The 26,743-nt window shown below is 42.5% G+C and carries 21 protein-coding genes; 7 read left to right on the forward strand and 14 right to left on the reverse strand.

Annotated features, from left to right (window positions below):
- Nucleotides 1–345: 345 nt before the first annotated feature.
- On the forward strand, nt 346–5,070 hold the full coding sequence (locus RG47T_RS26380; protein WP_216351042.1) for a sigma 54-interacting transcriptional regulator: 4,725 nt from the start codon (nt 346–348) through the stop codon (nt 5,068–5,070).
- A 182-nt stretch (nt 5,071–5,252) separates the two neighbouring features.
- Entirely contained in the window at nt 5,253–5,837 is a 585-nt protein-coding gene (locus tag RG47T_RS10450; protein WP_074489388.1) for a DJ-1/PfpI family protein, read from the forward strand.
- Nucleotides 5,838–5,915: 78 nt separating this feature from the next.
- Here the strand turns inward: RG47T_RS10450 and RG47T_RS10455 are convergent, their stop codons facing one another.
- The 7 genes from RG47T_RS10455 to RG47T_RS10485 all read right to left on the reverse strand — a co-directional run bounded on the left by RG47T_RS10455 (nt 5,916) and on the right by RG47T_RS10485 (nt 13,352).
- Complete coding sequence (locus RG47T_RS10455) at nt 5,916–6,323, reverse strand: cytochrome C (RefSeq protein WP_074489390.1); 408 nt, start codon at nt 6,321–6,323, stop codon at nt 5,916–5,918.
- A 4-nt stretch (nt 6,324–6,327) separates the two neighbouring features.
- Nucleotides 6,328–6,585: a hypothetical protein gene (locus tag RG47T_RS10460; protein ID WP_074489392.1), complete on the reverse strand. Its 258-nt coding sequence runs from the start codon at nt 6,583–6,585 to the stop codon at nt 6,328–6,330.
- Between the two features lie 38 nt (nt 6,586–6,623).
- A complete protein-coding gene (locus RG47T_RS10465) occupies nt 6,624–7,655 on the reverse strand; it encodes a cbb3-type cytochrome c oxidase subunit II (protein WP_074489393.1) in 1,032 nt (343 codons plus the stop codon).
- 9 nt (nt 7,656–7,664) lie between these two features.
- Nucleotides 7,665–9,827, reverse strand: a complete 2,163-nt coding sequence (locus RG47T_RS10470; protein WP_083627368.1) for a cbb3-type cytochrome c oxidase subunit I — start codon at nt 9,825–9,827, stop codon at nt 7,665–7,667.
- Between the two features lie 62 nt (nt 9,828–9,889).
- On the reverse strand, nt 9,890–10,309 hold the full coding sequence (locus RG47T_RS10475; protein ID WP_091690877.1) for a DUF983 domain-containing protein: 420 nt from the start codon (nt 10,307–10,309) through the stop codon (nt 9,890–9,892).
- A gap of 37 nt (nt 10,310–10,346) precedes the next feature.
- Nucleotides 10,347–11,897 (reverse strand): DHA2 family efflux MFS transporter permease subunit, encoded by a 1,551-nt coding sequence (locus RG47T_RS10480; protein ID WP_074489396.1) that lies wholly within the window; start codon nt 11,895–11,897, stop codon nt 10,347–10,349.
- 426 nt (nt 11,898–12,323) lie between these two features.
- Entirely contained in the window at nt 12,324–13,352 is a 1,029-nt protein-coding gene (locus RG47T_RS10485) for an amidohydrolase family protein (protein WP_074489397.1), read from the reverse strand.
- A 130-nt stretch (nt 13,353–13,482) separates the two neighbouring features.
- On the opposite strand from RG47T_RS10485, the gene RG47T_RS26065 reads away from it, so the two are divergent.
- Both RG47T_RS26065 and RG47T_RS25715 read left to right on the forward strand, forming a co-directional pair.
- Complete coding sequence (locus tag RG47T_RS26065) at nt 13,483–13,644, forward strand: hypothetical protein (protein WP_171972511.1); 162 nt, start codon at nt 13,483–13,485, stop codon at nt 13,642–13,644.
- Between the two features lie 42 nt (nt 13,645–13,686).
- Nucleotides 13,687–13,875: a hypothetical protein gene (locus tag RG47T_RS25715; RefSeq protein ID WP_139235677.1), complete on the forward strand. Its 189-nt coding sequence runs from the start codon at nt 13,687–13,689 to the stop codon at nt 13,873–13,875.
- 94 nt (nt 13,876–13,969) lie between these two features.
- Here the strand turns inward: RG47T_RS25715 and RG47T_RS10490 are convergent, their stop codons facing one another.
- The 4 genes from RG47T_RS10490 to RG47T_RS10505 are packed head-to-tail and all read right to left on the reverse strand — an operon-like array spanning nt 13,970 to nt 19,917.
- Nucleotides 13,970–15,706 (reverse strand): phospholipase D-like domain-containing protein, encoded by a 1,737-nt coding sequence (locus RG47T_RS10490; protein WP_074489399.1) that lies wholly within the window; start codon nt 15,704–15,706, stop codon nt 13,970–13,972.
- Between the two features lie 4 nt (nt 15,707–15,710).
- A complete protein-coding gene (locus RG47T_RS10495; protein WP_074489400.1) occupies nt 15,711–17,012 on the reverse strand; it encodes an alpha/beta hydrolase in 1,302 nt (433 codons plus the stop codon).
- Entirely contained in the window at nt 17,009–17,812 is an 804-nt protein-coding gene (locus RG47T_RS10500; protein WP_074489402.1) for an HNH endonuclease family protein, read from the reverse strand. Before RG47T_RS10500 ends, RG47T_RS10495 begins: the two co-directional genes overlap by 4 nt.
- A complete protein-coding gene (locus tag RG47T_RS10505) occupies nt 17,809–19,917 on the reverse strand; it encodes an AAA family ATPase (RefSeq protein ID WP_074489403.1) in 2,109 nt (702 codons plus the stop codon). The genes RG47T_RS10500 and RG47T_RS10505 overlap by 4 nt, the downstream gene beginning before the upstream one ends.
- Nucleotides 19,918–20,129: 212 nt before the next feature.
- On the opposite strand from RG47T_RS10505, the gene RG47T_RS27075 reads away from it, so the two are divergent.
- The 3 genes from RG47T_RS27075 to RG47T_RS10520 all read left to right on the forward strand — a co-directional run bounded on the left by RG47T_RS27075 (nt 20,130) and on the right by RG47T_RS10520 (nt 22,064).
- Nucleotides 20,130–20,267: an ATP-binding protein gene (locus tag RG47T_RS27075; protein ID WP_216351043.1), complete on the forward strand. Its 138-nt coding sequence runs from the start codon at nt 20,130–20,132 to the stop codon at nt 20,265–20,267.
- A gap of 226 nt (nt 20,268–20,493) precedes the next feature.
- The gene (locus RG47T_RS10515) at nt 20,494–21,024 is read left to right on the forward strand and encodes a hypothetical protein (protein WP_074489405.1); all 531 of its coding nucleotides are present in this window, start codon (nt 20,494–20,496) and stop codon (nt 21,022–21,024) included.
- A 272-nt stretch (nt 21,025–21,296) separates the two neighbouring features.
- The gene (locus RG47T_RS10520; RefSeq protein WP_074489406.1) at nt 21,297–22,064 is read left to right on the forward strand and encodes a class I SAM-dependent methyltransferase; all 768 of its coding nucleotides are present in this window, start codon (nt 21,297–21,299) and stop codon (nt 22,062–22,064) included.
- A gap of 80 nt (nt 22,065–22,144) precedes the next feature.
- On the opposite strand, the gene RG47T_RS10525 is transcribed toward RG47T_RS10520, so the two are convergent.
- The 3 genes from RG47T_RS10525 to RG47T_RS10535 all read right to left on the reverse strand — a co-directional run bounded on the left by RG47T_RS10525 (nt 22,145) and on the right by RG47T_RS10535 (nt 26,742).
- Nucleotides 22,145–22,741: an nSTAND3 domain-containing NTPase gene (locus RG47T_RS10525; RefSeq protein WP_074489408.1), complete on the reverse strand. Its 597-nt coding sequence runs from the start codon at nt 22,739–22,741 to the stop codon at nt 22,145–22,147.
- A gap of 97 nt (nt 22,742–22,838) precedes the next feature.
- Nucleotides 22,839–23,588, reverse strand: a complete 750-nt coding sequence (locus tag RG47T_RS10530) for a hypothetical protein (RefSeq protein WP_074489410.1) — start codon at nt 23,586–23,588, stop codon at nt 22,839–22,841.
- Nucleotides 23,589–23,931: 343 nt separating this feature from the next.
- Entirely contained in the window at nt 23,932–26,742 is a 2,811-nt protein-coding gene (locus tag RG47T_RS10535) for a serine protease (RefSeq protein WP_074489412.1), read from the reverse strand.
- Between the last annotated feature and the right edge of the window lies 1 nt (nt 26,743).

Raw genomic sequence — 26,743 nt, forward strand, 5'->3', positions numbered from 1 at the left:
ACATCCTTTAATAAAGATGGCGAAATAAAGCCATACCATGATTACGTGACGCAATGAAGCTTAGTAAAGCCCAGGATGAAACCGGATAAATACTTAGTTGCATCAAGGTAATCGCTCAATTCGCTCATAAACCAGCCAATTAATAGTAAATTCTTGGATTAAGTTATTTCAAAACAAAGATGGACAGCCGAAATCCAATTTAAAATCGTGACGATATTTCGTTTTATAAATTCTAAATTCTTGAAATAACATTTTTAGGATGACGAACGAACTCATCTAAACAACTACATTTCAGCACATTAACCATGGCACTACTATTGAATACCCAATTGCAAAAAGACAGGTATGAAAAGTGAACAGATGCTAAATTATTTGCGAAAATTTCTATCCGAAGAAGATGTTTCCGATACAGTTCTTACAAATTTTCTGGATGAATTAATGAAAGTTGGCAGAGCCGATTTTCTCCAGCTAAATTTTGAGCCAATTAATGACGGCCAATTTTTAAGCTGCTTTCAGGCACATCGCAAACATATCCCTTCGCCAAATCTTTCAAAATATATAAAGGAATTTGCAGAGCAGCATGTTAATCATCATTCATTCCAACTTTTTGACAAAACTCAGTTCATTGCGTTAGAAGCTTCGGGGAAGCCACTAAAGGGTTTCCCTTACACTTATATTATTTTTATACCCGTTCATTTAAAGCAGCAACGTACCGGCGTACTGTCATTAGGATTCATCACTGATAGCGAACCTGATACGTTCGCGGTAGAGTTGCTTGCTAATGAACTCACTATGTTGCTCATGAAAATTCAACTGGTAAGAACGCAACTGCAATTGGAAAAAAACAATGCGTTGTTACTCAACTTCAGCCAAATGCTCAGCCCGGTTGTAAATAGACAGCAATTGTTTATGGTTCTTCACAACCAATTGAAAAAGCAACTCGACTTTACTTATTCCACTGTGTTTATGATGAATGAGAAAGGAAGTGAGCTAAAGGATTTTCTATTTGACCCGAACACCGCGACTGTTGAAAATCCTTTTCAAAATGAATTACGTATAGGAAAGTTTCCAATTGACAGTGATATAAGCCTTGAAAGCTATCAAAATAACACTCAGCTCATCTATGATTTTGATGAACTTACAGCCAATCACAAGATATACCCATTTCTCAATTCAGACAAGACCAATGCTGATAAGACAGGATTTTTAATCAATCTTTTTAAGGGACGAGACGTGATCGGGAACTGGATCGTGCTATTTAAAACGTCTCAAAGCCAGCATACCGGATTACTCCATTTACTTCAATTGCTTGCAGCCCAATTGACTGGCACCATTTTAAATATCATGCACCTTGAAAAGATAGAAGAACGGGAATTTGAATACGGAATTATTCAGTCGATCAACAGTGATCTTTCGTCAAACCTAAATAAGGACGATATTCTGGGAACTATTCATTTAAAAATGAAGCATCTTTTCGATTTTGCACATCATTACGTAGCAGCTATAAACGAGGATGGGGCCACAATCGGAACTTTTTTGAAAGATTCGGAATCTAAATCCCGCTTCCACCCCAACTACAGAGCGATTACCAAAACAAAATACCCTTTAAACGACCCCGTATTTTACAAAGGCATGCTATCCAGAGACGCCGTCATTTACGATATGGATTTGATGCTGACAAGGGGCAGCCTTCCCGAATACATGGCGATAAACTATGAATGCGGCATCAGGAAGACGGTCGTGATCGGTCTGCACGTCGGAACAAGGATACTCGGTGTTTGGGTGATCAATCTCACTGAAACGCAAGAAATGAATGCCAAGCAGCTAAAATTGGTAAAAGACATATCTCACCAGCTATCCATCGCCTGCGATAATCTGATAGCCAATGCCGCAGTTCTTAAAAGAAAAGCAGAAAGCGAATTTCTTCTGAAGCTAAGCGCTGATATCACAACAATCCGTACTAAACGTGACCTGTTTTCCATTATTAATAAGAATCTTAAAAAGCTATTTGATTTTGAAGAGATTGTCATTATGGCGTTGAACGAAAATTCAACCTATAGTTCCTTTTTACATTCATCCGTACTGTACGGAGCGGAGGAGTTTATTTATCCCGAATTCCCAACTCAGCAGTTTCCTTGCAATGATGGAATTTTTAATATAGCGGCTGATCACGCTTCCGCTTATGTATTTCACCTTGATGAAATCATTAAAGACCCTAATCTCCCTCAATATCTGCTTAAGGAGTATGAGCAGGGCATCCGCACAAAAGTCGCCGTAACCCTTCGTGATAATAGCCATATCAAAGGACTACTATTCGTCAATGCCAAAGAGGAAACTATTTATACTGATCACCAGGTTGATCTAATTTATGGCGCTTCACTGCAATTTGCAACTGCGTTCTCCAATATACTGGGAAGCGAGGAAAACCAGGAACGCGAGGGAGAGCGGAATCTCCTACTTTCTTTCAGCAACCAAATTGCTGCGGTAAGGGATTACGACCAATTATTGCAGGTTATCACTTTTCAATTAAAGAAAGTCCTCGGTTTTTCACACATTATGGTTGGTACGATGAGTGATGATGATGAATACTTTAGTGCCTATTTGCTGGACCCGGATACCAAAAACAAGAACCATCCTATCCATAGAATAAATACAATCAGGCGATTTCCGGTAGATGATGGCGTTATTAATAAAGTTTTCACATCCGGGTTACCGGTAACACTTGATCTGAATACTCTCGCAGAGCAGCAGGACCTTCCTGTGTATCTAAATATAAACCGGGAAAGTGGCATCAATCAGGCCATAGCAGCACGCTTTTCAAAAGGTGTATTTGCATTTGGCTTCCTGATGATCTTTTATGAAGCAGTAACTCCGCCGGATGCCCGCGCGCTTAGCCTGATTGCAGGCCTTGCCCAGCAAATAGCGATTACTGTTTCAAATATCATTGCTAACGAAGATATTCAGAAAAAAGAAGCGGCCAAAACTAAGTTGCTAAAATTCAGTGGGGCAATTGCCAGCATTCGAAGTAAGGAAGAGCTTTCCGATGTAATCGACGAGCAGCTGATCGGACTCAAAATTTGTGAGGGCTATGAATTACGCTTGTTAACTGCTGAAAAAAAGTCCACCTATAGCTATTTATCAAACTTTTCTTCTTTTGCAGAACATGAACTTGGAAACCCGGAAGGACAGGTTTCCAGCGTCGAAGAAGTTTGCCCATTTATTGATTGTGTACTGAAATCAGGTAAACCCGCTATTTATAATTTAAAAGAGTTTCCGGTTGATGATACTACACCACAATGGATGAATCAATGGAATTCAATCGGCGTAAAACAATTAATCGGGGTACCCCTTGTTACAGGAAAAAACAACCTCGGTGCCTTGTTACTTACGGTAGAGGATGCCATGGAAAGCAAGGAAGATCATTTTCAGCTTTTGAGTAGCATCTGTTCTCAAATGGCCATAGCAGTATCCAATATCAGTGCAAACGAAGAGATTCAGCAACGGGCGCATGAAAAATCCTTGTTGCTCAATTTCAGTAACGCAATAGCATCGGTTCGCGGTAAAAAGGAATTATCTCTGGTGATTAACAGGTATATGAAAGATATGGGCCTCATTCGGGAGTATGCTGTTCATGCCCTGTCAGATAATAAGTTAACCCATCAATTATTTCTTTTTGATCCTGAAGCAAATTTCACAAGGCACTCGGATTTTGGGCAGCCAGATAGGTTCTATGACGTTGAAGACGGCTTCATGAACACGGTGCTTGCGTCATCATCGCCGGTACTGTTCAATGTAAATAAAGCGAATGAGGGTGCTGTCACACCTGCTTACGTCAGGTTTTGGAAAACATTCGGCTTTGAAGAGGCGCTGGGCCTGCCCCTTCGTTTTGGAAAGGAGAATATTGGCATGATGGTTATACATCCCGCCAGCACTTATAATGCAACCGAAGAAGAAAATCAGCTTCTGGAGTCCATCTGTTCTCAAATTGCTATTTCAGTTTCAAATATCAAAGCCAATGAAAAAGTAAATGACCAGTTAAAAGAAATAGCCAGCTATAAGCAGCAGCTTGAAGAAGAAAAAATCTACCTCACTGAAGAAATTGAGACGACCTACAATTACGCTGAGATAGTCGGAGAAAGCGAGGAAGTTAAAAAAACGTATAAACTGGTAGACCAGGTTGCCGCTTCTGACAGCACCGTGCTGATCCTCGGTGAAACGGGTACGGGAAAAGAGCTAATCGCCCGCGCGATCCATAGTAATTCGCCCAGAAAAGGCAAACTTATGGTTAAAGTAAATTGTGCTGCTCTACCGGCGAACCTTATCGAGAGCGAGTTATTCGGACATGAGCGGGGAAGTTTCACCGGTGCGACAGAGCGCCGCCTTGGAAAATTCGAGCTTGCCAATGGCGGAACATTGTTCTTAGATGAGATTGGCGAAATGCCGCTTGATCTCCAGGTTAAACTGCTTCGCGCGCTTCAGGAAAAGGAAATCGAACGCGTCGGTGGGAAAACTACCATTAAAGTAGATGTGCGCATTATTGCGGCAACCAACCGCGATCTTGAAAAAGAAATGGAAGAGGGCAGATTCAGATCGGACCTGTTTTACCGGCTGAATATTTTTCCCATATCTCTTCCACCGTTAAGGGAACGAAGGGAAGATATACTTTTACTGGCAACGCATTTCATCCAACGGTATTCAAAAAAAGCAGGTAAAAATATCAGCCGCTTGAGTACAAGGGCCATGGAAGACCTCAAAAACTATGATTGGCCCGGCAATATCCGGGAACTGGAACATCTGATTGAACGAAGCGTATTACTCACCTCCGGTGATATGATTAAACAGGTTCACTTACCCTCAACGCGGCAGCAAATTTTGACAAGTGCAGTAGTCCAGGAGGTCTCGCTAAAGACAATTGATGAAAACGAGAAGGATCACATCTATAATATTTTGAAATATTGTAAAGGCAAGATAGCCGGTGAAGGGGGTGCGGCCGAAATCCTTGGCGTTCCGCCCACTACTTTAAATTCAAAAATCAAAAGGCTCGGGATCAGAAGGGAGCATGCCAAATAACAGAAGTTGTTCAATCCTCCGAAGCGATATTAATTGGCACCTTCTTAAGTGCTTTGAAAGAATGGTTTATCCACCATGAAAATTAAAAACTGAATTAGCAAAGAGGTTTAATAAATATTGATTTCTTTAACTCTTCGTAAACCGAAAATTCCAATTGACTATCTCCATAGCTCGTTAAGTTGATGAAAAAAGTACTATTACTGCTCATTGAAGGCTTTGAATTTTTAGAGGCAAGCGCATTCATAGATGTGATGGGCTGGAACTCGCTTGAAGGTGACCGAAATACCCGGCTTTACACTTGCGGACTTACAAAAGAAGTTAAAAGCTCGTTTAGTCAAAAAGTACTGGTTGATTATTCGATTGATGAAATTGATGCGGCTACCTTTGCAGCCCTGGCGGTGCCAGGGGGATTTGAAGAATACCATTTTTATGAACACGCCTACCGGGAGGAAGTCCTCCAATTAATCAGAGATTTTCATCTATCGGATAAATGGGTCGCTTCTATTTGTACGGGGGCTTTTCCGCTTGCCAAATCCGGAATTCTTACCGGAAAGATGGGTACAACGTACAATCTGTCCTCTGAACTGCAGGATGAGTTCCGGCGATTGGGCGTAAACGTTCTACAGGAGCCCATCGTTACCGATAACCGCATCATTACATCCTGGAACCCTTCAACAGGTATCGATGTAGCATTCCAATTACTTGAACACCTTACGTCAATAGAAAATGTTGATCACGTCAGGGCATTGATGGGCTTTCAAAAATAATGCTGTAGCGTTTTTAATTTTCTTTAGGACATTACCTGCCTAATTCTCACTGCCAGCAATATCGTATAGTTTTTAAGATCATAACTTAACCCTCATCGACATGATCACAAAATATAAAGCCCATGCGACAAGAAATATAATAATGACAACGATCCACCATGGAATACTTTGTGGCGTCTCGCTGCCGTGTAAAACAAAAGATTTCTGATCACCTTTGCCATAAGCGTTGATCATCAGTGGTAACGTACCTTCGACGACCTCATCATTTTTTAGGCCTTCAATGGCTATTGCCGGCCCGTTCCTCACGGTAAAGGGAACGAGTTTGATTCCCTCTTTCCCTTGTTGGTCTTTACTCACGACTTTAAGTACGTGCTTGCCGTCAATCAGTTTCCTGGTATCCAGGTCAAAAGTAACGGGCACCGGAAAGTCGCCGATAGGCTGCGGATCATCATCCATAAACAGGATCACCGAACTGGTAGATTTCATAAGCTTAATTTTCTAATATCGATCTTTTAATATGCAATGCGTTACTTTCAGCTGGCTTTATAAAACATTGGATGGTTGCATAAAGCGTATAAACCGTAATTAATACCATCACGGCAACGATTAAATAGTCCCAATTACTATCCGGCCCTGCCCCATGGGTAATGCCCTGTAAGAATTTCGGCTGCTGTTTTTTGCAGGCTTCGCAAGCTATGCCGGCTAAGGCGTACATACATAGACCTGTGGTGACGATTATTCTTTTCATAGAATTTTAGATTTTCAATGTTTAATTAGACTGTATGGTCATTTTGTAATTTTCTGCTTTTTTAATTGGCTGATGATCTTTCTGACTTCATCTTCAGTAACTTTCCTGGATTTATTGCCCCAGCTGCTTCTTTCGTGGTTGATAATGGCGGCAATCTCTTCCGGTTTCAGGCTATTATTGGTTCCTACAGGCGGCATGACGCCATAGCCTTCACTAACACGCCCGTTATACCCTTGCATAATGATGGTGATCTGAATATCCGGATCTTCGTCTAGCACTACCTTACTTCCTTTTAATGCCGGGAAAGCACCAAGCAGACCTTCGCCATTTTCCTGATGACAGGACTGACAGTTGGCTGCATATAAGGCGGCCCCATCAAATTGAGGCTTAGCAATCGATGAACCTGCTGTGTTGGTTGAATTCTCATCCTGATGCTTTTTGCCGTATAGAAAAATTGGCACCGCTTTACCGGAAGGAAGTGGCGTCTGTTTAAGCGATTTCAGGTAAGCCACCAGCGCCAGCACTTTGTGAGAAGCCACGATGTTACCTGTAATTTCTTCCCTGAAGTTTGCCGGTACATTTACCTGAACGTCATCCGAAGATTTATATTCTTTAACGTCAAAAAGCCAAGCATAGGAAGGCATCACAGATGCTGGCACCACGGACCGGGGATTAAATAAATGCAAAAGATGCCAGTCGTCACTTGGCTGTCTGTTGCCAATATCAGTCAGATCCGGCCCCGTGCGTTCAGAACCCATTAACGTGGCCGTATTACGCCAGATATCAATCCGTTTGTTCCTTGCGTAATCAGCCGCTATACTTGGACGGCTGCCAAAGACCTTATCCATTTCAACATTGCGCACCTGTTGGGTGTGGCAGGCCGTACACCCTTCTGCTATAAATACCGCCTTTCCTTCCGTTTCTAAAGGGTTAAGGGGTTTGCTATTTGGCAAGGGTGCATTTTGATCCTGGTTATTTGCTGCCGGCAATATGGCGACGAACAAGGTGAGCGTCAGGAAAAAAACCAATGCCACGGTGAATAATACTTTGTGATTGTTATAAATTTCCATGGCAGATAATTAAAGGTTGGTTTCTACAGGTAAATGATCCATTTGGCTAATGATCTCCTCGCGGATATCCGGCTCGGTTCGTCCAGCAATCATGACATAAAGGTTCCAGGCGAAAAACAGGTGAGATGTCCACATCAGCGATCCGCCGATTGCTCGCCATAACCAATAGGGTGCCATCAGCATTACGCCATCTATAAAAGGTTTACCGGCCATCCATGACATTCCCTTTAACGTGCCGCCTATCATTAATGGAATCGTATAAAACAAAATGCCGATCAGTGCAAGCCAAAAGTGCGCGCCGACTAAGCTTTGCCTTGGTTCGTGGCCTGTTAGCCTTGGCACCAGTGTGTAGATGAAGCCCCAAAGTAAAAATGCGATGATACCATACATCGTGATGTGAGAGTGGGCAACCGCAAAGTCGGTAAAGTGCCAGATCAGGTTCGTATCTCTAAAAGCCTCCGCAGTTCCCTGGGTGGAGCCGATAAAGTAGAAGATGATCCCGACAAGATAAAATGGCAAGGTATAGGTGCGCGCAATTTTATAGAAATTCCCCCTGAAAGTCATCAGGAAATTGGTTGTGCCTGAGAAAACAGGGATTAGCATTCCCATACTGCCGACAATGGCCACTGTTTGCAGCCACCAGGGTATCGCACTGAAAATAAAGTGGTGACTTCCGATAGTCGTGTAAAAGAGGATCTGTGTCCAGAAAGCAAGTATGCCAAGACTATAAGAATAGATCGGCGTATTCAACTGCTGCGGCAGAAAATAATAGATCAGGCCAAGGTTAAAGAGCATGAACCACATCCCTACGGCCTGGTGCATGTAGTATCCCTGCACTACCGTTTCCCCCAGGCCGTTTTGCCACCAGGGTAAATAGCCTACCAGCACAATTACAACAAGAAACATCAACGCAGCGACAATGTACCAGTTGGATATATAAATTTCTTTTGTAGCCCGTCGGGCGACAGTCCGTATGAAATTATACAGCGTCGTGATGATTCCCGATGCAAATAGTGCCATAGCCGGCCAGATATATTCCCGATACTCACCGCCGCCGTTATTGATCCCGTTTAATAATAGCAGTGTACCCGCAACAACGGCGCTGTTCATCAGGACAAGTGTAACGTAACCGTGTTTGATATTCGCAATCGGCGTATTGCTGACTGTAGGCACGACATAATAACCCAGTCCGATCATCGCCAGGGACGACCAGCCCCAGAAAACCATATTAGTATGTACAGGCCTTAGCCTTCCAAAGCTTAGCCAGCTTACATGATCTACATCCGGGGATACAAACTTGATACCCATATACTCCCCTATAGATGTACCCAAAACGAGCCAAAAGGCAGCCGTTCCCAAATACCACAAGATCAGCTTCACCAGTCGGGGATCTATATTATGCTTGGGAGATGCGCTTCGCTTTGATGAAATGAAACGTGGCGAACTTACTTCAGCAATGTTACGGAGAAGCCCCGTTCTATCAGCCGCTTCCATATGCCCTTCCAGTTCATAATTGCTTAATTTAAAATCAAGTGCCTGCTTGCGCTGCAATAATATCTCATGGGTGGCGGCTGTCATATGATTGGCATCGGCCAGCTTTTCCGCTAGAAGCCTTGCCTCCTGCTTTATCCGCCTATAGTGGGTGATACGAACCAGCCGACTAAGCTTTAAGCATATAAAAAAAACGGTAGCTACGAGCGGGATAAAAATCAAAACCAGCATGATGATCATACCAGGGCTTCCAGCCGGTGACCGGGTAGAAGCCGGAGCCTGCGCGTGAGCTTCAATGGCGGTAAAGGCTATCAAAAAAGCTATCGGCAAACTTTTCGTTAAAAAGTCTGATTTATCCGAATCATTCAATTTTCGGTAGTTTTTATGATCAAGTATTTTTTTCAACTGTCCGGCCTCAAAATCATTGATATGTGCTTCAACATCCGATTTGTCGGGTGAGGGAAAATTGCTTTCTTTTTTCAGACGCGAACTAAGCCTTAATAGCCAAAAAGCCAACGAAAGCAAGCTTACAAATGCGGCGATAATGTATACCAATGGGCCTGGAGCGGGTGAAAAATCACTTGCGTTCGGTACACTGTCGGAATCTTGGGCCCGGACAAATCCGGACGTGCCTAATATCAAAAAGAAAATTAAGCCAAGGGGAACAAATTTGGACTTCATATTGGTGACTGTATAGTGTTAGATATGCTTAAGCTGGGTAATATTCGTTGGAAAACGATTGATTATTCGCCGGATCTAAACAACTGCGTTTGGCTTAATTCTGGCTTGTAATTCATCCCAGGCGTTAAGAAATACAATAAAACAAGCCGGGAGTATCTAAAATTAAAGGGAGATAATACGATCGAAATCGTCAGGATTATACCCACATACAACCATGGGTTAACACTTCCGGTAAGAACACTTATTGCTACTGCGGCGGTAACCATTTCTGCTACATTAAAAGCGTAACTCAGCAACATGGCTACATAAAAGTATCCGGGTTCGATTTCAAATGTTAGTTGACAATGTGGACATATCTTATTCATATGCTGGCCGTGTAATCCATACATGCTATTAGAGAACATCTGTCCTTTGCGGCATCGCGGACACATCGCCTGAACAAAGGCTGGCCACAATGGGATCGGTTTTGGTTGATTTGTCATCGGTTTAATTGTTAATGGTTGGTCTGATATTCAAAGACTAATGATCAGAAATAATAACTGGCCCCCCTGCCCTTTTCGCCTGCTTTAGAACCAGCAATAAAAGAGGAAGTGCTATCGCGAAAATCAATCCCAGCAGAAAAAAAGAATCGTCAAAGCTTAACAGCGTTGATTGTTTTACCACGATACTGTCAATCAATTTGAATGCTTTTGTGCGGGAATCAAAAACACCTGATCCTTTCGACTGAAAATATTGCATATACCCCGCCAAACGGCTTGTCACTTCAGGATTGTCAGCTGTAATGTGCGTGATAAGGTCTACTCTATGCGACGCGGTTCTTCTGGCCAGGTAGGTGTTAAATATTGAAATCCCAAATGAGCCGCCCAATTGGCGCATCATGTTGTTCAATGACGCGCCCTGTGGAATATCTTTATCGGGCAAGGACGAAACGGCAAGCGCGGTAAGCGGTACGGTTAAAAGTGCAAGCCCGAGTGCGCGAAAAATCAGCGCGGAGGCTATTTCGTTGGCAGAAGTGTCAAGGGTTAGCCCTGACATACGGTGGTTAAAGTATATAAAGAGACAGAATCCTACAAAGATAATGATGACGGGAGACACTCCTTTTTGAAGCAGCTTGCCGGAAATTATTAGTCCTAAAATGGCAAGCACGGCACCGGGCAGGAGTAAAAGGCCACTTTGTGAGGGCGTAAATCCAAGAATCCGCTGCGAAACGACAGGTGTTAGATAAATGGAGGTGAATAAGCCCAGGCCGGTAATAAACGTTAGGATCGCAGCGACGCTTAGCGTTTTACTTTTCAGCACTCGAAGATTTACGACTGGTGCAACGATACGGAGTTCCCATATGATAAATGCTGTCAACGCAACGAATGCGATCACGCTTAGCCATATGATATAACCTGCCGAAAACCAATCATCTGTTTCGCCTCTTTCAAGGACTGTTTGCAGTGACCCGATGCCTACCGCCAGCAAGGCAATCCCTGCCCAGTCTACCTTATTGACTACCGGTTTTGTCGGCGGTTCAGTTAAAAGGAAATAACAGGATACAGCCGCTGCTATACCGAGCGGGATATTAATATAAAAAATCCATGGCCATGAAATATTCTCCGTTATATAACCTCCAAGAGTTGGGCCAATTGTCGGGCCGATAAAAACGCCCACGCCAAATACTGCGCTGGCGATGCCCTGTTTCGACTTTGGAAATTGCTCAAAAACTACAACCTGCGAAACGGAAAGCAATGCGCCTCCGCCAATACCCTGAATAAACCTAAAGAATACCAGTGTCCAGATATTATCGGCGTGGCCACACATGAAAGAACAAAAAGTAAAAAGCACTATTGACCCAATATAATAGTTGCGCCGACCGAGCTTGGCGGTCAAAAAACTTGTCATGGGAATGATGATCACATTAGCAATCGCGTAGGACGTGATTACCCATGAGGTATCCTCCAGTGTCGAACCAAGGTTTCCGCTCATGTAGTTTAGAGCCACATTGACAATTGAAGTATCAATGAGTTCCATTATAGCGGCCAGGATAACCGTAAAAATTAAAATATTCCGTTTTAAATTTGTCATAAAACCAAATTTGCTAAATCAATAAAAGCCACTCTTAGCCTCCCTATCTATTTCCGACCTAATCATAACGGGGTAGCTTAGCATAAAGGCTTTCATATTAATTGCAAGGCGCTATCTGAACCTTATTCGATTCCATGATTTACGCCTTACTGACAACCGAGTAAGCCATCATTATGCCACGAAATAACTATCTGATAAATAAGTAGTTAATCAATAATTCCTAATTTGTGAATTATTTGATTTCGTCATTAGGCGAATTGGAAACGAAATAAAGTCTAAAAGAATGACCCTTTAAATCAGAAGAACTCTGATATTCTATAGATTTCGAGAGGATAACGTGCGTTGACCAAAAGGCTTTTCAAAGACAATTAATGCCAATGAAAAGCCAGTGCCGGAAACTTCGGTTTTATTATAGGGTAGCGGACATTAACGGGACATCTCGCTGATCTGCTGCTTTGACAATCTTAAAAAACGCGCTGCATTATTAAAAAATATATCACGTTTCTGTTCTTTAGTCAGGAATGGCGCGCTTTCAATATTTTCGATGCTCTTTTCCATTGCCCCGGGCCATATCATCTGATCCGAACCATACATGATCCTTTTTTCAAAACCAGCGTCAACAAGCCTTTTAAGATACTGATAGAATTCTTTTTGAGGAATAATGTAATCAATCACACCGAGATCTACATATAACTGAGGATATGTGTAGAGCATCGCAATCATGTCATCTATCATTGGCCAACCTGCATGCATGGCATAAAGCCTTAACTTAGGATGCCTGATCAGCGCCTCTTCCAGAACTAATGGACTGTGCATTCTTGCCCGATAGTTTGGCGCTCCCTGGTAAGATGCTCCCGGAGGACCCGGACCTATATGGATTCCTAAAGGGACATCAAGATCTTCCGCCATCTTTAAATAAGGTTCAAAAACGGTGTCTGACGGAAGAATGCCTTCATATTGAATGGCAACTTCAGAAAAAACTTTAAATTCTCCGGTTTTAAATAAACGCCGCAAAGAATCGGCATCCAGCTTTTCAGATTTAATATGGCTAAAATCCCAATAAACACCGTTTATGATATGTTTAGGTTCGGCTGCTTTCCATTTTCTTACCCGGTCAAGACTACCGCTAAGCACACCATATATGTTTCTCTTTCTAAGAATGGCTATGGTGGCCTGCTCTAATTCATCATCAGTCTTAGGCGAGGTTATAGAATGATCACTCCAGGATCCCGTTTTTTGTTCTTGCAAGAATACATCAGCAAAATTGTTTTTCGGGTCATTTGCCCCCCAATTATCAAAAGGCGCGCCGATCTTTAGCGGTGGTGTGCCAAAGTCATTGATGCTGATCGCATGCAGGTGCATATCAATGATCGGCAAAGGCCGTTTTAGCTGCTGGGCGTTTAAGCCGATTGCTATAAACATCAGGAAAATAATTGTCACAGTAGGTTTTTTCATTTGGATATTGAATTAAAAACGAGGGAAAATCCTTCGCTTTAAAAGCCAAATCTCTACCAAAAAGCTGCTAAAAGCATTCACATTTGTTAATTTCAATTATTTTATTTCGTAAGCCTATTGCATGATGTTTATGGCAATTTTAAAGGGCATGAAAAATATAAAAATTTGTAATTATAACGATGATTTGGATAACGTGAAGATCAAGAATGATTCGGCATTCACTTGGGGCAACGATACCCGCACGGTCGCTAAAGTAAACCCGCTTGGGGACACCTATGCCACGAGCACTTAGCAAACGTTTACCAACACAAACCTGCGCGGCAATCTCAGCTTTGTGCCAGGCTCGCTGAATAGCCTGATCGGGTTTTTACTTTATCCCTCGGTTGATCTGTCGACCGCTTTTCATCCGAAATATAATACGGGTATCTCTTTTGCCTATTTGAAAGACGACAGTTCTTCAACTACGGTAGTAGCGCTTATCATGGAATTGGATGATATGACTAATTTAGCTGCTTCCACGTAGCCATTTTTGAAGCGAAATTTCAAGATCGGGGTATCGACCTCGCTGAATATTGTCTCCGGAAATTAAAAAGACCGCCCTCTGGCGGTCTTTTTAATCAAGAGAACAGTTCTCTGTCTTTTATTTTTTGCGGGTCTTTAAAGTCTTCATCGTACCAAGCGGCTTGACCGGCCGCGGGCGGAGTTTTGAGGTAGAGCTTGTTGCCGACATCTTTCGCTTTAGCATGTACATCGCGCCATTCGTAGTGATCAAACATGGCGACGGCCTGGATCATGTAGGCGACTGCGATTTTGCGGTCGTCAAAGCACCAGAGGTTTTCGCCATTGTCTTCGTCAGCGGCTACGGAGAAGTTATAGGAACCGGTGTAAACACGGGCACTTGGCTGGTCGAAGTCAATGACCACGAATTTGTGATGCATGTGGATGCCTCCGCCACCTGCGGCTTCGCTCTTGAAGGGTTCTGGCGCTTCGGACAATGCGGTCGGGAACGCTACTGGTTCGTTGCCGTCGGGTGCTTTGATGTCGAGGCCGCCAACTTTTTTATCGGAGATGCCATAAACAAAATGGTCGGGTTTGTTAGTCACTGCAATTATCGCGTCTTTGATAACGCCTTTAGTTTGGTAAAGAAAAGCTAAGGAAAAGAGCAAGCTGCTTTGAGTGCCGTTAATGTCTTTGGCAATCTGGTCGAGGCATTTGTTACTGACTTTGGCTTTGTTCAGCCCATGTGGCGAAAAAGTCAGTTTGGCTTTGGGGCCGTTAAAATTCAGATCGACCCACTCCGCGGATGGAGTTTCGGCGAAGCCAGACTTGTCGTTTTTGTTGGCCCAGAGGTTATTGAAGTCATCGAAGAAATGCTGGACCTGTGCTGCGCCATGTACAGCAACAGCGTTGTTGTTTTGTACAAAAAAGCCGCGCCACGAATAGTTGGTAGAGCCGCCAATGGCCGAGTTGACATTCCTACCAAGAACAGCGATTGTTTTATTGTGCTGTAAGTTACCAACATGCTGGGTTTGCACTTTGGCTCCGGCATCAGCCAGTTCCTTCGCCGCCTGCGTTTCCGGGGAATCCGCATCGCCGTGGTCCCCGGAATCATCGATGATGATTTGCAGTTTATCTTTTATTTTTCGTGCCAGTTTGACCAAAGCCGCGACCAGGTCAGGCAAATCAAGGTCGTAAGCAGTTACCCGGACTTCGGGTTGGGGATCGTTATAGGCATCGTCTAGCAGCTTCATAATGATTTCACGCGCTTCGAAACCCATCCAGGCGAGCGCTTCTGTTTCCTGCGCATTTTGCGACACAAAATTAAGTCCATTAGTGCCGGTAGCTGGTAATAAGGGATGCGCCTGGTCGCCGGCTTGAAAGCGGTCACAGAATGCCTGGGAGGATATAAAGCCGCGGGTGAAAGCGATATTGAGTTTCCCGGGATAGGTTTCTCCTGCCAAAGCAATTTGTGCCTGCTGAAAGTCTCCGTAACTCAAATGGCCGGTCGCGTCCATAAATACGGGCGTCACTCGGTAGGTATACAGCCCATTTAGATCAGGATGGTAGGGAAAGTGAATCCATCGGAATTTTTGAATCGGTGAAAGCCGGCTCGACAGAGTGTTAGGGTTGACACTGCCGTCATTTTGCAGGAAGCTTAAGCGGTTATTGACAGGATAAAATTTGACGCCGCCGGGCTCTTGGTATTCTATGGCAAAGCCGGCGAAATCGGGATCGGGCTGGTCTTTTTTCCAGTTCATGCCCAGCAGGGCCATGCGCTCGCCTCTAAAAAGTTTGAGGGTAAAAAGGGCGTCACTATTAGTGCCGCTAACTTCAAAAGCATTCGGATCTGTCATATGGTTAAAGTTTAAGTGCGTTGACAATTTCTTCTAAAGCTTGATTGGGTTTACCGCCGGTCCAGTATTCCGTATGCCCGCCAGGATAACACCAAAGCGATTTACGTTTGACGGAAATGTCTTTTACCCCTTTGCCAAATACACGCTGCATGGGACCGCCAACGAAGTCAGAGGCATAAAAGATATTGGTCCAGCGGATCATCCCAAACAGCGCGCCATGGTTGAGCACATTTACGCCTTTGCGGTTTTTCCCTTCTTCTGCGTCGAAGAACTGCCGGTAGTAGATATTGTGATCGTTTGTGTCAATCTCAGGCGGACAAACGGGTATCTCGCGCTGTTCAATTAATTGTTCGATAGGCACTTTATTCACCATAAAATAATCAATTGCGTTTAACGCAGCACCTAAGGTGATAAAGTCGGATACTAGCCAAGGGTTCCCCAGGCTGCGGGATTCCTGCCACAACTGGTTTTGCGCTTCTGCAAAATTTCCGGGCAGCGCGCCGGGCTGCTGTGCCATGGTATTTAAGCTGTCTAATGCAGGTTGTGCATTGTTTGGCGGAGGTATAGTGTAAACCGTGTTATACTCCGTCCAAAGTAGCCTTAACAGATCGTAAGCCACCACGCTGCCGAGGCTGTGCGCCACAACAATAATACGGTCTGGCTTATCATGGGTGGCGATGGTATGCAGTTTGCGCAGGAACGTAATGCCCTGTTGACGAATATTTTTGCGTTCACTGATATTATCCGGTTCTGGGGTCATGTAACGGGCCACATCGCCAAGCGAGTTTAAAAAGGAAGTTTTGACGAACGCGGTGATACTCGTCCATAACGCCGAAAAAAGCGTTCCGCCGAGAATAGCAATTATTGGTTTGAACCAACCTGGTATTTTTAGCCAGTAACTGATAGCCAAACTGATGATAGTGGCGATAATGAATAAACCCCAGACCGTCCACCAGACACGCTGTAATTGCTTAGGAACTTTGTTGACTTGCCGGAAAATAACCTGCCGCAGCCAAGTGCCCATTTGGCTGAACTTAGTGCCCCGCATATTATGCGCCCAGTAAAACTCGTAAAAGTCCGTGATAGGCCGCTTGGCACTGAAATTACTTTCCAGGCTGAGCCGTACTGTTTCATATATATCGCCGATACTGTCCGGCTTACTGCGTACCTTGGCGTTTTTTTCGCTGGGGTCGTTCTGCTCCATTTGCCACTTAACGCCTTCAACGAAACCGCGCAAAGTATCCATTGGGCGCTGTTCACCCATTCCATGAACGATGATAACGGCCTGGTGTGGATTGTCTTTCATACAATAACGGTTAATTGATTATCAGAAATAAATTGTTTGACGAAATAGCGCGCCATACCCGCAAAAGGCTGGTCAGGCCCCGTCATACCCAGTAGAAACCTGAACTCTTTCATAAAATCGGCACTTTCTCTGTCCAATTCCCTTTTGACCACCTCCATTTGGTGGAATATTTCCAGCATCCGCTTTTGCCGCAGGTCCGTGAGTTCAGTACGGGCCAATACATAAACGTCTATAGATTTCTCACCCATAGGGGTCAGTCCCTGGATAACGCCGCTTTGATCATCATAACCAAGATGGGCAGCCGGGTCATCGATACAGGGATTAAGAAGCAACCTGACATTATCCTCTTGTGTAATGTCATAAGTGTTGTTCTGCATGCGCGGAATTTCGCTGGACAGCGGGAACTGGTCAAGCTTACCGCGCGCTTTAGCCAACTTTTCACCAGACAGCAAATGTTTTCGGCTTTGGTTGCAGTGCTGGCAGGACAGAAGCAAGTTTTCCCAGGTATTGGCCAGCCAGTAATAACCTGGTGTTGGCGGCGTCTTTTCGATCACCCGGCCTTTCGGGCGAAAATGCTCCACATCCCCATCATACGATGAAGCATAGGGGAAATCGCAATAGGCGCATTTCTTGAAGACTTTTTTAAGTTCATCTTTGACGGCCGGGTCTTTATAATGTTTAAATGGGAAGGCGGTCTGTTCGGTTTGATAATGCTGGCAGGCATCTGCGATTTCCAGCATCCATTTATCATGCGGATCAGTCATAAACGCCGGTGCAGGTGGTCGTTTAATGCGAATCATAACCAGTCGAATTCAGGTTTATCCAATAAGTTTTTTACTTCCGCAATCGTACTTGCCTTTACCTGCGCCTTAGTTTTAAAACCGTCTTCTCGCATTTTTTTTGCGAAAGTCTCATTGATCACGCCATATAAAGCCTGCAATTGCGGGGTCGACCCGATCAGTTCTTCACCGGCCAGCTCCTTGCCAAGCACATTTATTTTTTCCTGTTCCTCCAAGTTCCGGTTTTCCGGCGGCTTGGACAGCAACAGATAATAGTCCTCGTATTTGCGCTCCAGTGAAGGTTCCAGGGTATTCAATAAACCGAATAAATCAGAAGTCAGCAATTGGTCCACCCGCAGTTTGTTATGATCTGGCAGCAGTGTTTTATCCAATGCGCAAACATGGTTCTTTTCATCACGGAGGAGCACCACAACCTCGCCATGCAGTAATCCGCGCAAACACAGCGGCTCATGCGTTGACACAATAAACTGCAGTCTTGGGAAAGCCCGGCGTAAAGCAGGAACGATCTTCATCCGCCAGCGCGGATGCAAATGGTTACCCAGTTCATCGATCAGGACAATGCCCTGCATGGTATGATAATTCGCCTTTTCACGCGATAGCGTTCGCATCATATCACAGGCCAACCCGATAATCGTTTTATAACCGTCGCTGCTCACAGAGAGGTCGCTGTTATCGCCATGATGATAAAGGATTAACCGGCCATTTTCCATCGCCACGCGATCCTTCCCGCTCATATCCAGCAAGTCGATAAGCACAGGAGCCACCCGCTGTTCAAATTCTTCGGCAGGCAGTGAGGACAGCCATTTATTCACATCGGTCAGCGCCGCTGTGTAATCAAACAAATTGCCAATATTGCTGTAAGGCTGGCGGTAACGATCCGACCGCAAATAACCTTTTGGCAGTAAACGCGTCGAGCCATACCCCAAAAGAAAAACCGTGGGTTTTGAACAATAACGGGTAAACCGCCGTTTGTTGAAACGCAGTTCGATCAATTCGTCCTGCTCATAACTGTGGATTCGCACAAAACCTTCGGATGCCCCATGCCGCAGCACCTCAACTGGCTTTATTTTAAATTTATTGATCAGCTCTCTGCTCGATAATGCCAAGGCGATTGCCTGCAAAATGGAACTTTTACCAATACCATTATCACCCAATATTAACAACCAAGCTTCCGTATCTGTATTCTGGCCCGCAGGTATATCCAGCGTTAGAGTCTCCACAGTTTTAAAATTTTTTATTTCAATTTTCCGAATCGTGAACCGCTTTAGTGCTTCTAATTGCTCGGTAAATTGTATTGAAACGGGATGGGATTGCAGAACGATATTGGCGGCACTTGTGACGTGAATAGACTGGAATGGGGATGATTTTTTTTGTCTTTCAGCTTCTATGCGCCGCAAAGCGATATCAATCATAGCACCCAAGTGGGGGCGTTCCGGCCACCTGGAAGTAAATGCTTCCAAAAACTGAGCCGCCTCGGTGCGGTCATCCATTAGCATTGTCTCGATCTCAGTAGATAATTGTTGCGCTTCCCTTTGCCTTTCTCGAACCAGATTACCACGGTTCAGTCCCAATATCTCTATGGTGCAATCCCCTTTTCCGGTAATAGCCGACACCGTTCCGTCCTCATGAAACATCATGTGCTCTCTAGGGTCATCGCGGCACGGGTCCACCAGCAAACTCATTTCCAGGTACAGTTCTTCTCCGACCGCACCGATCCGTGCCCGTTCTGTGTTTGGTTCTATCGGAAAAGAATTGCCCTTGTGTTTATTACAATCATTACAGCAAGGCAACAAATTCTCCCATTCATAGGCCAGCCAGTAATAATGCAGCAAGGAAAACTCATTACTCAACCCAACGGCTCCCCCCTTGGGCCGGAAACTATCGATCTGGAAATCGCTTGGACCGGGAACCGGGCTTTCGCAATAAGCGCACTTAAAATGAAAAACCGGCAGCAAATCACCCGCTAGTGAACTCAGGATATCATAATTAAAATGCAAACGTTGCTGGGAATTGCTCAGCGCATCACTTTCCAGCTGCTCCTTCGCCAAAATGTACGACGAACTATTATAAAATGGTGGGCGCTCGGGACGGTTAACTCTAAGCATAATGAAGATAAGATTAAGTATTTAAAATTAATTAAAAAACCCTAACTGTCAATACCTTATAATTTTTTTTTATTTATTGAGGTCGGCTTTGCCAAGTAGCCCAAGGTTCCGACTATGACCATTGAAGCTTCTTTCAGGGCGCATTTGCCCCTCCCTTTGAATAAGCCGATTTTGTTTACGGCGATGAGCTGGCCGGATTTGTAAAAGTTAACGTGACTGACCACGGGCCTGGCATTTCTGCTGAAAAATTGCCTCATATTTTTCGACGGTACAATCGATCTGATCCGAGCGGCACTCAAACTGGATTAGGATTTGGCCTATATTTGTATTTTATGGAGCAGACGGAGTAGCGAATTTATGCGAAGCCGTAATTGCTGATGTTGGCGTAGCCTTTTTGGCAATCCTTAACCCAGTCAGATACAAAAGTTGGATTTTAACATTGATCTTGAGCATATGATTAACCCAACAGACGTAATAATCCTGTTATTAGTTAACCGTATTTACTTATAATGCATATCTAGTTAATATAGCGTATTTATCTTAGAGTAAAATTGAATAACCACTTAACTACCCAACATGAAAAATGTTATACTGATTATGATAATCGCTTTGACGGTTGTAATCCAGGGCTGTAAAAAAGACGGCTCAAAGCCTCAAACAACATCTAACATTAGTAAACCGGTCACTATCAACCAGTCTCTTTCCGGTAAATGGTATTTCGTTAAAGACACTGTACAGGCCACTGACTTCAACACCCGCATCGTATTCCCGCAAAATTATTTTTTCATCGGTAAATTTGATTATATTGAATTTACGGCAGACAGTACAGCCCAAATAAATGAACAGATTGGCCATGACGCTCTGATGACTAATTTTATCAAGTTTTATGTTAATCCCGATCACCCGGATGCGTTTCCGCCATTTATTTACAAATACAAAGCATCAGCAGCAGACAGTAGTTTACTGCTATTGAATTCTAACAATACAGGAATAGGCTATTCCATAAAAAAACTAACCGCCGATAGCATGGTGCTCTACACACGTACAGAGATCACCGAATATCCGCATGATTATCGCTTTGCACAATATATTCGCTTTAGCAGATAGACAAATTCGATATCGCGGGCAGATGGCAATTTATGGCCTAGAAAAGGTCATTTTTTAAATCTAAATTTGTCTCAAAAGGACAACGATAAACCTCGCACGCGTTTTTGGCTGATAAAATCGAACTAATCGATTTTCAGTATTTGCGTAAGTCAAGCTTCTCCAATATGCTACAACGAAATGACCTAATTTTGGTTTAAAGCTATTGAAAAGCTGCAATCCTCATTGCTTTAGTATTATAATAGCATTTACTTTTGAACACATAAAATTATCTCATGACGCTTACTGAGGAATATGAACAACAGAATCAATGGAGAAATTGGGAATCGTACCTAACCAAGCTTCCTATCAAAAACACGGATGTTGTATTGGATTTGGGATGTGGTGTTGGAGATGTTACCAAGCTACTCGGTGAACGATGTTTACAAGTCTTTGGCATTGATCATAATCCGGAACTTCTTCAGTCTGCAAAACGGAATAATAATTTAGGAAACATAGAATTCATTAGTTCGGATCTGAGCCAAATTCTAATAAATATAGAAATTCCTAATGTTGACGGTATCTGGTGTAGTTTTACTGCCGCTTATTTTCCGAACTTTAAGCCAGTACTATCTAATTGGATTAAAAAGCTCAAATCTGGCGGATGGATAGCACTTGTAGAAATCGATGATTTATTTGGACACCACCCTTTACCGACAGAAACAAAAGCTTTTTTTAAATCACATTATAAAAAACTATATGATCAACTTACTTATGATTTTGAGATGGGAAGTAAGTTACGTAATTATCTAGTTGACTGTGGTTTGACTGTGATTTTTGAACAAAACGTAAAAGATCCAGAGTTGGCTTTTAATGGACTGGCAGATAACCGCGTAGTACTCGCTTGGCAAAATAGATTAGACCGGATGACCGGATTACAAAACTCATTGGAAAGCTTTCAATTTATTCGTCTAAAAATGGATTTTTTAAATTGTTTAAGGGACGAAAACCATACTTGTAGTGCTTTGGTTAAATATTTTATTGCAAAAAAAGATAATTTGTGAAAGTTGTCGTATTAATTCGAGTGAATTGTTGAATTTGGTGGAAAGCCTTAGCACCAAATTCATAATACCTTAATTAAATTTCACCCCGCTTTAATTATCCCGCACAGAAGATCGGTCAGTCTTTTCCCATCCCGATAAGACTTCAAGATCAGAACTGGCACTTGCGCTGCATGTTCCGTCAGCATCGCTTCAAATTGTGGTGCTTCGTCCCGCTCGAACGTCCAGATATAATGCAAAAATTTCAGGTCCAACCGCTCCTGACAATCCAATGCCATTTCGGGACGCGTTTTTCCATGAAAATATAGCCAGCGCCTGAATACGCCCCAAAGTGAGAGGTATCGGGATGGTCGCCGCCATATCACTAAATCGGCTCTCGGCAATCGGAGGGGCAACGTACCGGGGCTATTGCCATCCATAATCCATCGCGGCTCTGCCACCGCATATTTGATTCGCTGAACTATTTCTTCCCTTGGCCGAAGATGCCAGCCAGGAAGCCAAAAAATATCTCTATCCATAGAAATGTAGGTCATGCCAAGTTGGATAGCCAAAGATCGGGCAAGCGTACTCTTCCCGGAGCCGGCATTTCCAAAAACAAGGACGCGATTGGCATTTTTCAGGATATTCGCTGCCTGATCTATATCGGCATATCTACAATATTTCAACTCATTGAAATTCATACAAAGGCTCTTTTGCGACTTTATGTTATTGTTTGGGTCCTTCAATAATGATCGTGCGCCCTTTTCTGTGTGCAGTAGCAGCTATTAGAATAGCGCTCTAATTCTTATGTTCTACCGGTAAAGTCGGGATAACGATATGATATTGAACAGCTTTTTTATCAAGTTCGCTTATGCTGGCAATCGGGTTTACACGATTATTAATAAGTACCTTGGTTAAATTGTCAAGTGCATGCCCGGCTCCATAAATATCCGCATCCTGCGTATTCAAGATCTTTGCTTTATTGCTTTCCATTTCCGAAACCCAATTGTCGATAATCTTCTGCACAGTGACCTGATCTGCTGCAATTAAATCAGGATATTGCTGATAGGATTCAAAAGCTTTTTTGGAATACCAGGAATAAAAATATTTACCATCAAAGTTCGAACTTGCGTTGGTAGCCTTTATATCATTTAAAGAATCATAAAGTTTGCTTTCCTGTAAGACAAATATTTCTTTTTTATCATTTGAAAAATAAAACACAATGAGGCCAAAAACAGGCAATGGCTTGGAATGTGTTAATTCTTTATGTGAAGCACCTACCCAAACAGGTGGTTTTCTCTTAATATAGACTAAATAATATTTACCTATTCTTTCTTCATCCGCAATTCCGTAGTGCTCATTTTTTACAATATTACCAGCCATTTTTTGTGTGATGAACAAAGAATCTTCTGTCTTTTTAATTTCGGCGATCCTCTTGTTGGAACCAGTGGTAAAATAATCTACATTTTTAATTGTAGATATTTTGTTTTGTGCAGTACAATTGTTTACACCAAATACAGTCAATAATAAGAACCATTGATTTTTCATCTCTTAATTATTAATATTTTTATCTGCCATCTTTGCATAACAGTATAAGCTAAATTACCAATGTGTTTACAAGGAAATGTTAATTTCGTGTGCTGATTTCATTTTTTCTTTTAGTTCCTAAATGGATGACAAATTATCGAGGTTTCTTAGAGTCAAGGCGGAATGAGTCGGGAGCACGAATTAAAGTCAAACAACAGATGCATTTGAAAATGCGTTTAAAAACCAATGTATTAAGTCCGTTGCCGTTGCTTCCTTGCCTAATCAACGCTGATTAATTCCAAACTTATTAACGCCGCTGGGTTTAATCCCACAGATTCATAATGTTTCCGTGCTATAAACCCGTTTACGAAACTCTATCGGACGTTTCCTTTACAGGGTAAACCATATCTTCAGGCTTAAAATAACTTTCAATTATATCTACCTTATGTTTAATGTCAAACTGATCTTCCTCATCTTTAAATTTATTGGCAATCATCATCAAATTAACTTTTGATGTTTCAATCTGGAAATGTTCAATCCTATTCGTCTCCAAGTATAGCTGCTTAACCCTTGCATCTTTAACCAAGACATTTACTAAAGTGCAGTTTTTGAATTTAAGATATACTTTATTGCCTTTATTGCCGAAGATTTCCAAATGCTCAATTCGGCAGTTTTCGAACGTAAGGAATATAGCGCCTCTGTTTTCATCAAATTTTAAGGAATTGATTATACAACTCTCAAACACAATGTCTCCGTTAATTTGATTCATATGTGTGTAGGCAAAATCACAAAGAAGATATTTTACGCTTACAAACGCACTGTTGTCTTTTCTTACATCGTAAAGTTTTGTTTGTATAAATGTGACTTTTTTCAAATAGGTTTGATCAAAATTGCAGTCCTTTAAGTTTACACGCCGAAATTCAGCATCAATGATGCGTGCACCTTTATAAAAACGTTTAGCAAGCCCGACCATCTTGTGATTAACTCTTTTAACTATACTCAACAGCCAGGTAAAACGTTTAAAGAAAAAGGTTAAGCCAGTGTAACTTTCCTGATTTAACTGAACAAACAATATGCACAAAAATATGTCCAGATTAATCTTATACTGATCAATATGTAATTCTGATTGATTAGGTGGGACACTCAAAATAAATTCATTACTAATTAGGTCACGGAGTGCTGAAACAAATGTGATCCTATCTTTTTCCTTGATGGCAGCCGTTTTTCTTAAGAGAAGTTCAATAACAACCGGATGCAATGGAACTGTTGCAGCAGGTTTTAATTCGCCAAAAATTTCTGGTAATGATTTTAGTTCATCAACGGCGGTAATTGTGCGGCTTATACAAGAAAACAGCTTCTCCGAAATGAAGTAGTAAAGTATGTTGTTATCCCGAAACCGCCAAACGCCATTCGTTTGCTCGAAAAAATAGCAGTTCAATAATACCCGATCAATTTTCTTCGATTTAAAGTCTTCTGAGTAAGGTATCAAAACATTAAATATTTCTTTTACCGCATCCGCTGTTTTATTTTCCGGGATGCCCATTAGTTCAATGTTATCGTCTAAGAAATTGTCAGCATCGACGTTACTACCTGCAAATTTGGGGGAGTGCGATGCAATATTCAAAGCTATCTCCTTTAAGAAATCAAGGTAATAGCTTACAATTTGTTGTAAGGCCTTAGCACCAACGCTAGTTTCCATACTGAACTTACCACGAACAGTATCACCAACAAACTTTGCGTAAAGATCATAGATGTTTTCAATGGAATTAATGTCTTTGCCTTGATTGTAATAATATTGATTTACAATGTATAGAAATAGTGGATTATGACAGCCATAAATAAAGTGTTTGTGCGTGTTCCTAATATCTTCCATCCGAAGAACGTTTTGATCACCATCACGTGTTCTTAACCTAGAGTAATTTTCCATCCATTTCTCAATCTCTGAGTTCCCGAACTCGACCAGATTAATCATTTTTATCTCGGCGCAATTTAATGCGGTTCTAAGCAATAGAGTTAAATAACCATATTGCTCTTTAAAATCATCCGACATTAACGTCCTGTAATTCACTATAAGATACCCACCCCGTTCACTTACTAAACTTACAAGATCTTCGAATAGTTCCAAACCCTGATCCCCTTCCAAGGATTGCAATTCATCAAAAGCATCGATCAGCACATAAAGATTTGATTGATTGTGCATGCGCTTAATAAGCGATTGTTTTAAATCATGGTACTTGTTATGTTCGTTGCGAAAGGTATTGGCGGCTATAAATAATGTATTATGACCATTCCTAATGAGACGCTTTTGGAGGCATTTGGTTAAAAGAGTCTTACCCGATCCATAGGGTCCGGTAAGCAATAGCACAGATTGTTCTTTTAGTATTTTCGCGCACCTTTCGAAAAAGTTAACCTGGTTTTGTTGAGCACTAAAATCTTCAAATTTATTTACAATGTCCCGATAGGAAGGTTGTATTAAAATATCTTCAACATCATAATGATGTCCATAAAAAACATCGAAATGTGCCTTTTTCCAGGTTTCGTTCCTTAATGACAATTCAGTTTGTTCAAGATCAAACGCACGATTCCAGGAGGGGTTTTGCAGATGCCATTCCCTGTTGTCCAATCTTAATGCGGAATGTTCTGAAAAAACAGTTTCCATGCCCACAAAGTACCCGCCTTCAGCAGATAGCCGGCTTCGCGTTTCGCAAATAATTCCTATGACTTGTCCCGATTGTAGGCAAAGAACTGGTGAGCCGCTATTTCCTTTGGAAACCTGGCCGTTTTTCATTTTTAGTTTGAAAACACCCTCCTTATTGCTGCTAGCACCTTCCAGTGTCAATATTAGGTTTTCTCCGTATAAATTTTCTGCAGAATAGCCGTAAGCAAGTAAATCATCATTGAGATTGATGTCGGTGCCTAAAAAAACACATTGTATCGGGTCGCTATCTAAAATTTTGATAATTGCATAATCAAAATCGGAATATTTGATCTCAAATCCGGAATAACTTTTTTCAATTTCCGGATAATGTATAATACAACCGCTTGCACCCTTAACGACGTGTCCGGCGGTAAGGACTTCTGTTTTGCTAATAAAGAAGCCAGACCCTAAAAGATTGCCTTGGGCGCTTAAGATTTTTACACAACTTTTTTCAAGCAGGGCCTTGAACTTTTCCATA

It is taken from the genome of Mucilaginibacter polytrichastri (genome assembly GCF_001911425.1).
GTDB lineage: Bacteria > Bacteroidota > Bacteroidia > Sphingobacteriales > Sphingobacteriaceae > Mucilaginibacter > Mucilaginibacter polytrichastri.

Bases quoted from the DNA above. Each gene is read 5' to 3' on its own strand.
- RG47T_RS10480 (WP_074489396.1), bottom strand. From the start codon at position 11,897: ATGACAAATTTAAAACGGAATATTTTAATTTTTACGGTTATCCTGGCC.
- RG47T_RS10525 (WP_074489408.1), bottom strand. From the start codon at position 22,741: ATGAATTTCAATGAGTTGAAATATTGTAGATATGCCGATATAGATCAG.
- RG47T_RS10470 (WP_083627368.1), bottom strand. From the start codon at position 9,827: ATGAAGTCCAAATTTGTTCCCCTTGGCTTAATTTTCTTTTTGATATTA.
- RG47T_RS10485 (WP_074489397.1), bottom strand. From the start codon at position 13,352: ATGAAAAAACCTACTGTGACAATTATTTTCCTGATGTTTATAGCAATC.
- RG47T_RS10490 (WP_074489399.1), bottom strand. From the start codon at position 15,706: ATGACAGATCCGAATGCTTTTGAAGTTAGCGGCACTAATAGTGACGCC.
- RG47T_RS10450 (WP_074489388.1), top strand. From the start codon at position 5,253: ATGAAAAAAGTACTATTACTGCTCATTGAAGGCTTTGAATTTTTAGAG.
- RG47T_RS26380 (WP_216351042.1), top strand. From the start codon at position 346: ATGAAAAGTGAACAGATGCTAAATTATTTGCGAAAATTTCTATCCGAA.
- RG47T_RS10460 (WP_074489392.1), bottom strand. From the start codon at position 6,585: ATGAAAAGAATAATCGTCACCACAGGTCTATGTATGTACGCCTTAGCC.
- RG47T_RS10505 (WP_074489403.1), bottom strand. From the start codon at position 19,917: ATGCTTAGAGTTAACCGTCCCGAGCGCCCACCATTTTATAATAGTTCG.
- RG47T_RS10500 (WP_074489402.1), bottom strand. From the start codon at position 17,812: ATGATTCGCATTAAACGACCACCTGCACCGGCGTTTATGACTGATCCG.
- RG47T_RS10465 (WP_074489393.1), bottom strand. From the start codon at position 7,655: ATGGAAATTTATAACAATCACAAAGTATTATTCACCGTGGCATTGGTT.
- RG47T_RS10530 (WP_074489410.1), bottom strand. From the start codon at position 23,588: ATGAAAAATCAATGGTTCTTATTATTGACTGTATTTGGTGTAAACAAT.
- RG47T_RS10535 (WP_074489412.1), bottom strand. From the start codon at position 26,742: ATGGAAAAGTTCAAGGCCCTGCTTGAAAAAAGTTGTGTAAAAATCTTA.
- RG47T_RS10495 (WP_074489400.1), bottom strand. From the start codon at position 17,012: ATGAAAGACAATCCACACCAGGCCGTTATCATCGTTCATGGAATGGGT.
- RG47T_RS10455 (WP_074489390.1), bottom strand. From the start codon at position 6,323: ATGAAATCTACCAGTTCGGTGATCCTGTTTATGGATGATGATCCGCAG.
- RG47T_RS10515 (WP_074489405.1), top strand. From the start codon at position 20,494: ATGAAAAATGTTATACTGATTATGATAATCGCTTTGACGGTTGTAATC.
- RG47T_RS10520 (WP_074489406.1), top strand. From the start codon at position 21,297: ATGACGCTTACTGAGGAATATGAACAACAGAATCAATGGAGAAATTGG.
- RG47T_RS26065 (WP_171972511.1), top strand. From the start codon at position 13,483: ATGGCAATTTTAAAGGGCATGAAAAATATAAAAATTTGTAATTATAAC.
- RG47T_RS10475 (WP_091690877.1), bottom strand. From the start codon at position 10,309: ATGACAAATCAACCAAAACCGATCCCATTGTGGCCAGCCTTTGTTCAG.